7 protein-coding genes and 1 rRNA gene are annotated in these 14,276 nt (G+C 73.1%); 5 read left to right on the top strand and 3 right to left on the bottom strand.

Annotation, left to right across the window (positions count from 1 at the left end; translation table 11 throughout):
* Positions 1 to 21 precede the first annotated feature (21 nt).
* Entirely contained in the window at positions 22 to 813 is a 792-nt protein-coding gene (locus Q0840_RS06935; RefSeq protein ID WP_298457964.1) for an electron transfer flavoprotein subunit beta/FixA family protein, read from the bottom strand.
* Between the two features lie 171 nt (positions 814 to 984).
* On the opposite strand from Q0840_RS06935, the gene glgX reads away from it, so the two are divergent.
* Complete coding sequence (gene glgX / locus Q0840_RS06930) at positions 985 to 3,183, top strand: glycogen debranching protein GlgX (protein ID WP_298457961.1); 2,199 nt, start codon at positions 985 to 987, stop codon at positions 3,181 to 3,183.
* A gap of 63 nt (positions 3,184 to 3,246) precedes the next feature.
* On the opposite strand, the gene glgP is transcribed toward glgX, so the two are convergent.
* Complete coding sequence (glgP, locus tag Q0840_RS06925) at positions 3,247 to 5,853, bottom strand: alpha-glucan family phosphorylase (protein ID WP_298457959.1); 2,607 nt, start codon at positions 5,851 to 5,853, stop codon at positions 3,247 to 3,249.
* A gap of 106 nt (positions 5,854 to 5,959) precedes the next feature.
* On the opposite strand from glgP, the gene Q0840_RS06920 reads away from it, so the two are divergent.
* From Q0840_RS06920 to glgB, 4 genes are all read left to right on the top strand, one after another.
* On the top strand, positions 5,960 to 7,999 hold the full coding sequence (locus tag Q0840_RS06920; RefSeq protein ID WP_298457957.1) for an alpha-1,4-glucan--maltose-1-phosphate maltosyltransferase: 2,040 nt from the start codon (positions 5,960 to 5,962) through the stop codon (positions 7,997 to 7,999).
* Positions 7,996 to 9,759: a maltose alpha-D-glucosyltransferase gene (treS, locus tag Q0840_RS06915; protein WP_298457954.1), complete on the top strand. Its 1,764-nt coding sequence runs from the start codon at positions 7,996 to 7,998 to the stop codon at positions 9,757 to 9,759. Before Q0840_RS06920 ends, treS begins: the two co-directional genes overlap by 4 nt.
* Before the next feature lie 65 nt (positions 9,760 to 9,824).
* The gene (locus tag Q0840_RS06910) at positions 9,825 to 11,159 is read left to right on the top strand and encodes a maltokinase N-terminal cap-like domain-containing protein (protein WP_298457952.1); all 1,335 of its coding nucleotides are present in this window, start codon (positions 9,825 to 9,827) and stop codon (positions 11,157 to 11,159) included.
* Between the two features lie 58 nt (positions 11,160 to 11,217).
* Positions 11,218 to 13,431, top strand: coding sequence for a 1,4-alpha-glucan branching protein GlgB (gene glgB, locus Q0840_RS06905; RefSeq protein WP_298457949.1), 2,214 nt, complete (start codon positions 11,218 to 11,220; stop codon positions 13,429 to 13,431).
* Between the two features lie 759 nt (positions 13,432 to 14,190).
* On the opposite strand, the gene rrf is transcribed toward glgB, so the two are convergent.
* Positions 14,191 to 14,276: ribosomal RNA gene (rrf, locus tag Q0840_RS06900) — 5S ribosomal RNA — on the bottom strand; the annotation flags it as partial.

Raw genomic sequence — 14,276 nt, 5'->3', positions numbered from 1 at the left:
ACCGGCGCCGGGCGCCCCCGGTCAGACGAGCTTGCGCTCGGCGAGGTACTGCGCGAGCCGGGTGCCGGCGGTGCCGTCGTCGGTGATCAGCACGCGGTCCTCGCGCGGCGGGCGGGGGCTCGACCCGACGATCCGGGTGCGGGCGCCGGCGGCGCCGACCGCGGCGGGGTCGACCCCGACATCGGCCAGTGCGAGCACCTGGATCGGCTTCTTGCGGGCGGCCATGATGCCCTTGAAGTTGGGGTACCGGGGGGCGTTGGCCTGGTCGGTCACGCTCACCAGGGCGGGCAGCGGTGCCGCGAGGGTCTCGGAGGCTCCGTCGAGCTCGCGGCGGATGCGCACCGCACCGTCCTCGACGGCGACCTCGGCGGCGAGGGTCAGCTGGGGCAGGTCGAGCTCGGCGGCCAGCGCGGCGGGCAGCAGCGAGGTGAGCCCGTCGAGCGCGGCCATCCCGGTGAGCACGAGGTCGACCGGACCGTCCGCGGCGATCCGCCGCACCGCCGCCGCGAGCGCCGTGACCGTGCCGAACACGTCCGAGCCCGCCAGGGCGTCGTCGAGCACCTGGACCCCGCGGTCGGCGCCCATCTGCAGCGCCCGGCGCACCGCGTCCTCGGCGCCGGCCGGGCCGACGGTCAGCGCGACGACCTCGCTGTCACCGGCCGCCTCGGCCAGCGCGAGAGCGGCCTCGACCGCGTTCTCGTCGAGCTCGTTGAGCGTCCCGTCGCCCCCGTCGCGTACCACGCGACCGTCCTGGCCGAGCCGGCGGTCCGCCTGGATGTCGGGGACGAACTTGACGCACACCACGATCTTCATCGCCGCCTGGATCCCTCCACTGTCGGCCGGACGCCGGCCACCGTCGACGCGGTCCACGCTCCGCGGGTCGCACCCGGCGCACCCGTCGGCACGCCCAGGGCGAGGCTACCGGTCACCGGCGCGCCGAGGTTCACCCGCCGACCGCGCCGCCGGGTCGCGCAGAATGCACGGGTGACCTCACCACCACCGACGCCGTCCTACCGCCCCACTCCCCCGCTCGGGGTGCACCTGCGGGCCGGCGGCGTCGACGTCGCGGTCCTGGCGTCCCGGGCCACCGGCGTGGACCTGTGCCTGCTGGACCGCGACGACGCCGGGCCGACCGGCTGGCGGGAGCGGCGGGTCCCGCTGACCGGCCCCGTGCACGGGGTGTGGCACGGGTCCGTCCCCGACGTCCACGCCGGGCAGCACTACGGCTTCCGCACCCACGGACCGTGGGACCCGGCCCGTGGTCTGCGGCACAACCCGGCGAAGCTGCTCGTCGACCCGTACGCGCGCGGCCTGGCCGGTGCGCTGGGCTACGGCCCGGAGACCTACGGCTACGTCGTCGACGCCCGCGGCCACGGCGACCCGGCCGGCGCGCCGGACCCCCGCGACTCCGTGCGCGCCGTCCCGCACTCCGTCGTCGTGGACACCGCCTACGGCGGCGAGCGGGTGCCCCGACCCGCGACCCCGTGGGAGAGCACGGTGGTCTACGAGGCCCACGTGCGCGGCCTGACCATGAGCCTTCCCGGCGTGCCCGAGCACCTGCGCGGCACCTACGCCGGGCTGGCCCACCCCGCGACCGTCGACCACCTGCTCTCCCTCGGCGTGACGGCCCTGGAGCTGCTGCCGATCCATGCCTTCGCCCACGAGCCGCACCTCGTCGACAAGGGCCTGACCAACTACTGGGGCTACAACACCCTGGGCTTCTTCGCCCCGCACGCCCCGTACGCGACCGCCTCGGCGCAGGCCGCGGGCGCCGGCGCCGTCCTGGCCGAGGTCAAGGGCGCCGTCGGGCTGCTGCACGCCGCCGGCATCGAGGTCCTGCTGGACGTCGTCTACAACCACACCTGCGAGGGGGGTGACGGCGGCCAGCACATCTCGTGGCGCGGGCTGGACACCACGGGCTACTACCTGCACGACGGCGGCCTGCCCGCCCGGTTCGCCGACGTGACCGGCTGCGGCAACTCGCTGGACTTCCGCCGCCCACGGGTGGTGCAGATGGCCCTGGACTCGCTGCGGTACTGGGTCGAGGAGGTCGGGGTGGACGGGTTCCGGTTCGACCTGGCGGTCACCCTGGGCCGCGGCGACGACGGCTTCGACCCCGACCACCCGTTCCTCGTCGGCCTGCAGACGGACCCCGCCCTGCGGGGGACCAAGCTGATCGCCGAGCCGTGGGACATCGGGCCCGGGGGCTGGCGGACCGGCAGCTTCCCGCCCCCCATGGGCGAGTGGAACGACCGGTTCCGCAACGCGGCCCGCACCTTCTGGCTGAGCGACCCCGCGCAGGCGGCCCACGGCCGCCCGGGCCAGGGTGTCGCGGACCTCGCGACCCGGCTGGCCGGGTCGGTCGACCTGTTCGGCGACGGCGACCCCCCGCTGGTGCGCGGGACGGTGGCGTCGATGAACTACGTGACCGCCCACGACGGCTTCACCCTGGCCGACCTCGTCGCCTACGAGCACAAGCACAACGAGGACAACGGGGAGCACGGCCGCGACGGCAGCGACGACAACCGGTCGTGGAACCACGGCGTCGAGGGGCCCATCCGCGCCGAGGGCCCCGGCGTCGACATCGTGCCGCTGCGGCGCCGGTCCATCCGCAACCTGCTCAGCACGCTGCTGCTGGCCGCCGGGACGCCGATGCTCACGGCCGGGGACGAGCTGGGCCGCACCCAGCGCGGCAACAACAACGCCTACTGCCAGGACAACGAGCTCTCCTGGGTGAGCTGGGAGCTGTCCGACTGGCGCCAGGAGCTGCTCGCCACGACGCGCTACCTGCTGCTGCTGCGCCGCGAGAACGCCGCCCTGCGGTCCCCGGCGTTCTTCCGGGGGCGCCCGCCGGCCGCCGGTGCCCGCGCCGACCTGGCGTGGTTCACCGCCGACGCCGCGCCGCTGTCCCCGGACGACTGGCACGACCCCGCGCTGCGCACCCTGCAGATGCTGCGCTCGGTCGAGGGGTCGACGGTGCTGATGATCCTCAACGGGTCGCTCGACCCCGTCCCCGTCGTGCTCGCCGACGACCGCCCCACCCGGTGGGAGCTGGCCTGGGACAGCGCGTGGGAGCACCCCGGCGAGCGGTCCTCCGCCGCGATCGGCGGCGGCCTGCACCCCGACGCCGGCGACACCGTCGTCCTGGAGGCGCTGTCCGTGCGGGTGTACACCGAGCGCTGACATGCGGCCCGCCGCACCGGTCGCGGCCGGTCGGGGCGCCGCGGTGACCGGGGCCGACGGGGGTCAGTGCGCGTTCGCGACGAGCCCCAGCTCGGCGACCGACACCAGCGCGGGGTGCCGCGGCACGATCCGCACCGTGTACCCGAACGGTCCGGACGCCGCGAGCCGCACCTCGCCGGCGAACGCGTGCCGGCCGGCCTCGTACGCCTCGGCGTCGACCAGCTCGGCCACCTCGACGGTCGTGATCTCGTCGGACTCCGTCACCCGCCCGTGCAGCACCTGCACCGCGACGTCGTCGGGCGACAGGTCGCCGAGGGACACGTAGGCGCGCACGTGCAGCACGTCCCCGACCTGCGGGGAGTCGCCGACGCCGCCTGACTCGACGTGGTCCACCCGCACGTGCGACCACTGGGCGCGGACCCGCGCCTTCCAGGCGGACAGGCCACGCGCCGGCCCGAAGGTCACGCGCGCCGTCGCGTCCGCCGCCGACGACGTCGTCGCGCCCGCCAGGGCACGACCAGCCGCGGCCGCCGGGGCGTACAGCGTGCGCACGTAGTCGGTCACCATGCGGGTGGCCTGCACCTTGGGCCCCAGGGTGGCCAGGGTGTGCCGGATCATGCCGAGCCAGGTGACCGGCAGCCCGCGCTCGTCGCGGTCGTAGAAGCGCGGCGCCACGGCGCTCTCGATCAGGTCGTAGAGCGCGGCCGCCTCGAGGTCGTCCCGGCGGTCGGGGTCGTCGACGCCGTCCGCGGTCGGGATCGCCCAGCCGTTCTCGCCGTCGAACCACTCGTCCCACCACCCGTCGAGGATGGACAGGTTGAGCCCGCCGTTCAGCGCCGACTTCATCCCCGACGTGCCCGACGCCTCCAGCGGCCGCAGCGGGTTGTTGAGCCACACGTCGCACCCCGGGTACAGCGTCTGCGCCATCCCGATGTCGTAGTTCGGCAGGAAGACGATGCGGTGGCGCACGTCCTCGCCGTCGCTGAACCGGACGAGCTGCTGGATCAGGCGCTTGCCCTGGTCGTCCGCCGGGTGCGACTTGCCCGCGATCACGAGCTGGACCGGGCGCTCGGGATGGGTGAGCAGGGCCCGCAGGCGCTCGGGGTCGCGCAGCATGAGGGTCAGCCGCTTGTAGGTGGGCACCCGCCGAGCGAAGCCGATGGTCAGCACCTCCGGCGACAGCGCGTCGTGCACCCAGCCGAGCTCGGCCGGGCTGGCGCCGCGCAGCCGCCACGACTCACGCAGCCGCGACCGCGCGTCGGCCACGAGCTGGTGGCGCAGCGTGTGGCGCATGTTCCACAGCTCGGTGTCCGACACCGCGTCGGTGCGCAGCCACCCCGCACCGGACGCGAGCTCGTCGGGACCGAGCCGGTCCTCGGCGAGCCGCTGCAGGCGGTCGTCGACCCAGGTGGGCGCGTGCACGCCGTTGGTCACCGACGCGATGGGCACCTCCGACCGGTCGAAGCCGGGCCACAGCTGGGCGAACATCCCGCGGGACACCTCGCCGTGCAGCAGGGACACCCCGTTCGCCCGGCCGCCGAGCCGCAGCCCCATGACAGCCATGTTGAACAGCGTCGGGTCGCCGCCCTCGTAGCTCTCCTCGCCGAGCGCCAGCACGCGCTCGACCGGGACGCCGGGGACGGCGTTCTCCTCGCCGAAGTACTGGGCCACCAGGTCCAGCAGGAAGCGGTCGATGCCGGCCGGCACCGGGGTGTGGGTGGTGAACACGGTGGCGGCGCGCACGGCCTCGAGCGCCTCGTCGAAGGTCAGCCCCTCGGCGGTCACCAGCTCGCGGATGCGCTCGACCCCGAGGAAGCCCGCGTGCCCCTCGTTGGTGTGGTACACCTCGGGCGCCGGCGCACCGGTCAGGCGCGACCAGACCCGCAGCGCGCGCACGCCGCCGACCCCGAGCAGCAGCTCCTGCTGCAGCCGCTGCTCCCCGCCGCCGCCGTACAGCCGGTCGGTCACCGTGCGGGCGGTCTCGTCGTTCTCCGGGACGTTGGAGTCCAGCAGCAGCAGCGGCACGCGCCCGACGGCGGCCATCCACAGGTGCGCGTGCAGCGTCCGGCCGCCCGGCAGCCCCACCGACACCGTCGCGGGCCGCCCGTCGTCCTCCCGCACGAGGGTGAGCGGCAACCCGTCCGGGTCCAGCACCGGGTACGCCTCGACCTGCCAGCCGTCCCGGTTCAGCGCCTGCTTGAAGTACCCCGCCCCGTACAGCAGCCCCACCCCGACGATCGGCACGCCCAGGTCGGAGGCGCTCTTGAGGTGGTCCCCCGCGAGGATCCCGAGCCCGCCGGAGTACTGGGGCAGCACCGAGGTGATCCCGAACTCCGGCGAGAAGTACGCGATCGAGGTCGGCAGGTCGGCGCCGGCGCCCTGGTACCAGAGCGGCTCGGTGAGGTACCGGTCGAGGTCCAGCCGCGCGGCGCGCACCCGGGCCACGAAGTCGTCGTCGGCGGCGAGTGCCGCGAGCTGGTCCGGACGCAACGAGCCCAGCAGCGCCACCGGGTCGCCCGCCACGGCGTCCCACAGCGGGGGGTCGATGCCGGCGAAGAGCTCGCGGGTCGGCGCGTGCCACGACCAGCGCAGGTTGTGCGCCAGGTCGTCCAGCGCCTGCAGCGCGGCGGGCAGGAGCGTGCGGACCGTGAACCGACGGATGGCTCTCACCCGCACGACACTACAAGCGCCGGCCGTCGCCGCCGGCGCCGACCGCGCGGGGCCGCGACGGGGCGCCCACCACGCGCGGACCGGCCCGGCTCGGTAGGTTCGACCCGTGGAGAGCCCCAACGCGCACCCAGACTCAGCCCAGCCCCGCGGCATCGGCCGCATCCCGGTGGTCGACGTCAGCCCCACCTCGCACGAGGGCCGCTGGCCCGCGAAGGCGGTGGTCGGGGAGGCCGTCCCGATCCGCGCGACCGTGTTCCGGGAGGGACACGACGCCGTCGGCGCGACCGCCGTGCTGGTCGGTCCGGACGGCACCGACCGCTCCAGAGCCCGCATGGTGGACATCCGCCCGGGGCTGGACCGGTTCGAGGCGCGTGTCGTGCCGGACGCCGTCGGCCGGTGGTCGTTCCGGGTCGAGGGCTGGTCGGACCCGTTCGGCACCTGGAGCCACGACGCGTCGATCAAGGTGCCGGCCGAGATCGACGTCGAGCTCATGCTCGCCGAGGGCGCCCGGGTGCTGACCCGCGCGGCGTCGCGCTCCGAGCTGCCCCGCACGGCCGCGAAGGTGCTCAAGGACGCGGTCAAGGCGCTCGGGGACGTCAAGCGCCCGGCACCCGCCCGGCTCGCCGCGGCGCACTCGGACGAGGTGCTGGCCGTGCTGGCCGCGCACCCGCTGCGCGACCACGTCACGACGTCGGCGACCTACCCGCTGGTGGTGGACCGCCCGCTGGCCCTGACCGGCGCCTGGTACGAGATGTTCCCCCGCTCGGAGGGCGCCACGTTCGACAACGAGACGAAGCAGTGGCGCTCGGGCACGTTCGCGACCGCCGCGCGGCGACTGCCGGCGATCGCCGGGATGGGCTTCGACGTCGTGTACCTCACGCCGATCCATCCCATCGGCACCACGTTCCGCAAGGGCCGCAACAACTCGCTCACCCCGGTCGAGGGCGACCCCGGCTCGCCGTACGCGATCGGCTCCCCGGACGGCGGCCACGACGCCATCCACCCCGAGCTGGGCACGTTCGCCGACTTCGACGCGTTCGTCGCCGACGCCCGCAGCCACGGGCTCGAGGTCGCACTCGACCTGGCGCTGCAGTGCTCGCCGGACCACCCCTGGGTCGTCGAGCACCCGGAGTGGTTCACCACGCGCGCCGACGGCACCATCGCCTACGCGGAGAACCCGCCGAAGAAGTACCAGGACATCTACCCGCTGAACTTCGACAACGACCCCGAGGGCATCTACGCCGAGGTCCGCCGGGTGATCCAGGTCTGGATCGACCACGGCGTCACGCTGTTCCGCGTCGACAACCCGCACACCAAGCCGTTGGACTTCTGGGAGTGGCTGCTGGCCGACGTCCGCAAGGACCACCCGGACGTGATCTTCCTGTCCGAGGCGTTCACCAAGCCGCCCATGATGATGGCGCTGGGCCAGATCGGGTTCCACCAGTCGTACACCTACTTCACCTGGCGCAACACCAAGGAGGAGCTCGAGGAGTACCTCGAGCAGGTGTCCGGTGAGGACGGCTCCTTCCTGCGGCCCAGCTTCTGGCCGACGACGCACGACATCCTGCCGCCGTACCTGCAGGACGGCGGGGTGGCCGGCTTCGCCATCCGCGCCGTGCTCGCCGCGACCGGTGCCCCGACGTGGGGCATCTACTCCGGGTACGAGCTCGTCGAGAACGTCCCCCGGCCCGGCGTGGAGGAGCAGATCGACAACGAGAAGTACGAGCTCAAGCCGCGGGACTGGGGCCAGGCGGACGCCATCGGCATCTCCACGCTGCTGACCCGGCTGAACGAGATCCGGCGTGCGCACCCGGCGCTGCAGCAGCTGCGCAACCTCACCGTGCACCCGACGTCGGACGACGCGCTGATCTGCTTCTCGCGGCACCTGGACGCCGAGCACTCGCCGACCGGCGAGGCGGACACCATGATCGTCGTGGTGAACATCGACCCCCACCACGCACGTGACGGGATCATCGAGCTCGACGCGGCGGCGCTCGGCGTCGTGCCGCGCGGCGCGTCCGGCGAGGTCGCGTTCGCGGCCCACGACGAGCTGTCCGGCGACACCTTCTCCTGGAACGACAAGCCCTACGTCCGGCTCGACCCGCACGTCCAGTGCGCCCACCTGATCCACGTGAGGACCTCGTGACGACCCCCCGCACCTCGCCCCTGCCCGGCTCGTCGGTCGCGCCCTCCACGGGCCAGATCGCGTTGTCCGCGCTGCCACCCCGGCAGCAGCCGACCGTGCCCGTCCCGCAGTCGTCCGGTCTGCGCGACGACCCCGAGTGGCACCGCACGGCGGTGTTCTACGAGGTGATGATCCGGTCGTTCTCGGACTCCACCGGCGCCGGCACCGGCGACCTGCGCGGCCTCATCGAGCGGCTCGACTACCTGCAGTGGCTCGGCATCGACTGCCTGTGGCTGCCGCCGTTCTTCCCCTCGCCCATGCGCGACGGAGGCTACGACGTCTCGGACTACACGGCCATCGCGCCGCAGTACGGGTCCATGCAGGACTTCACCGAGCTCATCGAGCAGGCCCACGCCCGCGGCATCCGGATCGTCATCGACCTGGTGATGAACCACACCAGCGACGCCCACCCGTGGTTCCAGGCGTCCCGGTCCGACCCCGAGGGCCCGTACGGCGACTTCTACGTGTGGAGCGACGACAACACCCGGTACGAGGACGCCCGCATCATCTTCGTCGACACCGAGACGTCGAACTGGACGTTCGACCCGGTCCGGCGCCAGTACTTCTGGCACCGGTTCTTCAGCCACCAGCCGGACCTGAACTTCGAGAACCCCCGGGTCGTCGAGGCGATGTTCGACGTCGCCCGGTTCTGGCTGCGGGTGGGGGTCGACGGCTTCCGGCTGGACGCCGTGCCGTACCTGTTCGAGGCCGAGGGCACCAACTGCGAGAACCTGCCCGAGACGCACGGCTTCCTGCGGGACCTGCGCCGGATGATCGACACCGAGTTCCCCGGGCGGATCATGCTCGCCGAGGCCAACCAGTGGCCCGAGGACGTCGTGGAGTACTTCGGCACCGAGGCGGAGCCGGAGCACCACATGTGCTTCCACTTCCCCGTCATGCCGCGGATCTACTACGCCATCAAGGACCAGCGGTCGCGGCAGATCCTCGACATCCTCGCCGACACCCCGGCGATCCCGGCGGGCGCGCAGTGGAGCACGTTCCTGCGCAACCACGACGAGCTGACGCTCGAGATGGTCTCGACCGAGGAGCGCGCGTCGATGTACGGGTGGTTCGCGCCCGACCCCCGCATGCGCGCGAACATCGGCATCCGCCGGCGGCTCGCGCCGCTGCTGGACAACTCCCGCAAGGAGATCGAGCTCGCGCACGCCCTGCTGCTGTCCCTGCCGGGCAGCCCGTGCCTGTACTACGGCGACGAGATCGGCATGGGCGACAACATCTGGCTCAACGACCGCGACGCGGTCCGCACGCCGATGCAGTGGACCCCGGACCGCAACGCCGGGTTCTCCACGTCCGACCCCGGCAAGCTGTACCTGCCGGTCATCCAGTCGCTGGTCAGCAACTTCAGCCACGTCAACGTCGAGGCGCAGCTCGCCCAGCCGACGTCCCTGCTGCACTGGGTGCACGGCATGCTCGCCGTCCGCAAGCGGCACCCGGCCCTGGGACTCGGGGACTTCATGCCCGTGGACTGCGACAACGAGTCGGTGCTGGCGTTCCTCCGGTACACGCCCGAGGAGACGATCCTGTGCGTGGCCAACATGGCCTCCACCCCGCGCTCGGCGACGCTGACCATGCCTGACTGGGCCGGCGCCACCGTCGCCGACGTGTTCGGCGGGGCACCGTTCCCGTCCGTGGGCGCGGACGGGACCACCGGGATCACCCTGGGCTCGCGCGAGTTCTACTGGCTGTCCGTCACCCGCTGACGCCCCGCCGCGGCGCACCGCGCGTACGCCGCGGCGGGGCCGTCCGACCAGACCGAGGAGGGCCGATGCCCCCGCACGGAACCGGACCGACCGACCACCCCACCGACGACGCGCTGCTGGACGCACTGCGCGACTGGCTGCCCGAGCGGCGCTGGTTCCCCGCCAAGGGCGGCGGCGCGCAGCTCGCCGCGGCGGGGGGCTTCAGCCTGACCGACCCGCGCGGCGCGGCGCAGGTGCGCGTGCTGCTCGTGCGCGTGCGCAGCGCGACGGTCGACGCCGTCCTGCAGGTCCCGCTCACGCTGTACGCCGAGCCCACCGGCGCACCGGACGGGTCGGACCGGGTGGCGACCGTGGACGAGCTGCACGTGCGCGACGGCGCGGGCGACCCGGCGTTCCTGCGAGCCTGGCTGGCGGCCGCCGACGGCGGCGACGCGTCACCGGCCGACCTCGGCCTGGACGCCGACCACCCGCGGGTGATCAGCGGCGAGCAGTCCAACACGTCGGTGATCCTGCCCGGGCCCGACGGCGGTGCGATCCTCAAGGTGTTCCGGACGCTGACCCCCGGGGAGAACCCCGACGTCGACGTCCCGCGGCGGCTGGCTGCCCAGGGGTGGCCGAACGTGCCCCGGCCGCTGGGCTGGCTGGACGGCACCTGGACCACCGACGACGGCGAGGTCGCAGGCAGCCTGGGCGTGCTGAGCCAGTTCGTCGAGGGCGCGACCGACGGCTTCGAGTCGGCCTGCGCGATGGCCGGCCGCGGCGAGTCGTTCGGCCGGCTCGCCGAGGAGCTCGGCCGGGTGGTCGCCGGGATGCACGCGGCACTGGCCGCCGCACTGCCCGTCGAGCAGGCGGGCGAGGGCGCCGCGCCGCGCCGCGGCTCGGGGGCGGGCGAGCTGGCGGCCGCGCTCGAGGAGCGCTTCAGGTGGGCCGTCGGGTCGGTGCCGGAGCTGGCGACATGGTCCGACGCGGTGGCCGAGCGGCTCGCCGGGATCCGTGACCGCGACGACCTGCCGCCACGGCAGCGGGTGCACGGCGACCTGCACCTGGGTCAGGCGCTGCGCGCGCGCGACCAGTGGTTCGTCATGGACTTCGAGGGGGAGCCGCTGAGCGGCCTCGAGGCGCGCACGCGTCCCGACCTGGCCCTGCGCGACGTCGCCGGCATGCTGCGGTCCTTCGACTACGCCGCCGCACTGAGCGACGCACCGCCGCAGTGGGCGCAGGAGGCACGCGCGGAGTTCCTGCGCGGCTACGCGACCGAGGCCGGCGCGGAGCCCGATGCGGACCTGGTGGACCTGCTGGAGCTGGACAAGGCCCTGTACGAGGCGGTGTACGAGGCTCGCAACCGCCCGCAGTGGCAGCACATCCCGGCCGCGGCCCTGGCCCGGCTGCTGGACCGGTGACCGGCTTGACCTGCGACGAGGCCGCGCGCGCACGCCGACGGAGTGAAAGGGTGGACGTATGGACAGCGACCTGACAACACCGACCGAGCCGCCTGCGCGGTCGCCCGAGCTGGCGGCCGTGGCCGGCGGCACCCACGGCGACCCGCACCGGGTGCTGGGCCCGCACGTCGAGGGCGACCACGTCGTCATCCGGGTCACCCGCCCGATGGCGGACTCCGTCGTCGTGGTGACCCCGGACTCGCGCAGCGAGGCCGAGCACGTCCAGGACGGGATCTGGGAGGCGACGCTCGACGGCGTCGACGTCCCCGACTACCGGGTCGAGGTCACCTACGGGGACCACACCTCGACCGTGGACGACCCGTACCGGTTCCTGCCGACCATCGGCGAGCTGGACCTGCACCTGATCACCGAGGGGCGCCACGAGGAGCTGTGGAAGGTGCTGGGCGCCAACCTGCGCACTTTCCCCAGCGTCATGGGTGAGGTCACCGGCACCTCCTTCGCGGTGTGGGCGCCCAACGCCCGGTCGGTCCGGGTCGTCGGCGACTTCAACCACTGGCAGGGGGCGACCCACGCGCTGCGTACCCTCGGCGGATCGGGGGTGTGGGAGCTGTTCGTGCCGGGCGTCGGCGCGGGCGAGCGGTACAAGTTCCAGATCCTGGGCCGCGACGGCACCTGGCGGGAGAAGGCGGACCCGCTGGCCAAGGGCACCGAGCTGCCCCCGGCGACCGCGTCCGTCGTGATCGACACCCGGCACGAGTGGTCGGACGACGAGTGGATCGCCACCCGGCAGTCCACGGACCCGCACTCGGGGCCGATGAGCGTGTACGAGGTCCACCTCGGCTCCTGGCGTCAGGGGCTGAGCTACCGGGACCTCGCCACGGAGCTGACCGAGTACGTGCTGTCCCTCGGCTTCACCCACGTGGAGCTGCTGCCGGTCGCCGAGCACCCGTTCGGCGGCTCGTGGGGCTACCAGGTCTCCTCCTACTACGCGCCGACGTCACGCTTCGGTCACCCGGACGACTTCCGGTACCTGGTCGACTCCCTGCACCAGGCGGGCATCGGCGTGATCCTGGATTGGGTGCCGGCGCACTTCCCCAAGGACGAGTGGGCGCTCGGTCGGTTCGACGGCACACCGTTGTACGAGCACCCGGACCCGAACCGCGGCGAGCAGCCGGACTGGGGCACCTACGTGTTCGACTTCGGCCGGCGCGAGGTCCGCAACTTCCTCGTCGCGAACGCGACGTACTGGTTCGAGGAGTTCCACATCGACGCCCTGCGCGTCGACGCGGTCGCCTCGATGCTCTACCTGGACTACTCCCGCGGCCATGGCCAGTGGAGCCCGAACCAGTACGGCGGGCGCGAGAACCTCGAGGCGATCTCGTTCCTCCAGGAGGCCAACGCGACGGCGTACCGCCGCACCCCGGGCGTGATGATGATCGCCGAGGAGTCGACGGCGTTCCCGGGCGTGACCGCCCCGACCGACGCGAACGGTCTGGGCTTCGGCCTGAAGTGGAACATGGGGTGGATGAACGACACCCTGCGCTACCTGGCCGAGGAGCCGATCAACCGTCGCTACCACCACCACGAGATCACGTTCTCCCTGGTGTACGCGTTCTCCGAGCAGTTCGTCCTGCCGATCAGCCACGACGAGGTCGTGCACGGCAAGGGCTCGCTGCTGGGCAAGATGCCCGGCGACCAGTGGCAGAAGCTGGCCGGCGTCCGGTCCCTGCTCGCCTACCAGTGGACGCACCCCGGCAAGCAGCTGCTGTTCATGGGCAGCGAGTGGGCGCAGTCCGGGGAGTGGGCCGAGGGCCGGAGCCTGAGCTGGCACGAGCTCGACGACCCGGGTCACGCCGGCGTCCAACGGCTGCTGCACGACCTGAACAGCACCTACCGGGCCTACCCGGCGCTGTGGTCGCAGGACCACTCCCCCGCGGGCTTCGAGTGGATCGTCTCCGACGACGCCGGCCACAACGTGCTCTCCTACCTGCGCCGCGGGGACGACGGCAGCGAGGTGGTCGTCGTGGTGAACTTCGCCGGAACCCCGCACGAGGGCTACCGCCTGCCGCTGCCGGCCGGTGGGCGCTGGCGGGAGATCCTCAACACCGACTCCGAGACCTACGGTGGCTCCGGAGTGGGCAACCTCGGGGCGGTGCACGCCGAGCCGGTCCCATGGGCCGGCCGGCCGTTCTCGGTCCGCCTGCGGGTCCCCCCGCTCGGCGCGCTCCTCCTCGTGCGCGACGACGACGACGTCCCGCCGACGATCACCTGATCACCACACCCCGCCGGCGCCCCCACGGGTGCCCGGACGGAGACCACAGACGCCGATCGCCGGGTGCGCATGCCGCGCCCGGCGATCGGCGTCTGCAAGCGTGTGCCCGACGCCTCTCCTGCCCGCCCGCCCGCACCCCCACACCCACCCCGCCGAGTGCGACGTCGTGGACCGCTCACGTCCCACGAGTGGTCCGGAACGTCGCACCGTGGGACACGGGTCGGGTGTGACGTTGTGGACGGTTCACGTCCCACGAGTGGTCCAGAACGTCGCACTCGGCGCAGAGAGTCGGTCGAGTGTGACGTTGTCGACCGTTCACGCCCCAGAAGTGGTCCAGAACGTCGCACCCGGCGCAGAGAGTCGGTCGAGTGCGACGTTGTGGACGGTTCACGTCCCACGAGTGGTCCGGAACGTCGCACTCGGCGCAGAGAGCCGGTCGAGTGTGACGTTGTGGACCGTTCACGCCCCACGAGTGGTCCGGAACGTCGCACTCGGCGCAGAGAGTCGGTCGGGTGCGTCGTTGTGGCCCGTTCACGGCCGTGGATGGGTCCACAATGTCGCAGTCGGCCACGGGTCGGGTGGGGACCGGCGGGGCGGGTGGGTGCCGACGGCGGCATGGGTGGCGTCGGCGGGTGCGTGCCGTCGGCGAAAGGGCGGCTCGGCGGTGGGGTGTGCGCGCTTCGGTCACGAAGGCCGCACCCGCCCCGGGGTAAAAGAAAAGAGCCACCCCGGGTGGGGTGGCTCTTTTCGTGAATGGTTGTCCGGCGGCGACCTACTCTCCCACACAGTCTCCCGTGCAGTACCATCGGCGCTGAGGGGCTTAGCTTCCGGGTTCGGAATGGGAC

The organism is uncultured Cellulomonas sp. (assembly GCF_947494015.1).
Taxonomy (GTDB): domain Bacteria; phylum Actinomycetota; class Actinomycetes; order Actinomycetales; family Cellulomonadaceae; genus Pengzhenrongella.
Note: the sequence above shows the minus strand (reverse complement) of the source record. Positions and strands in the feature narration are given on the sequence as shown.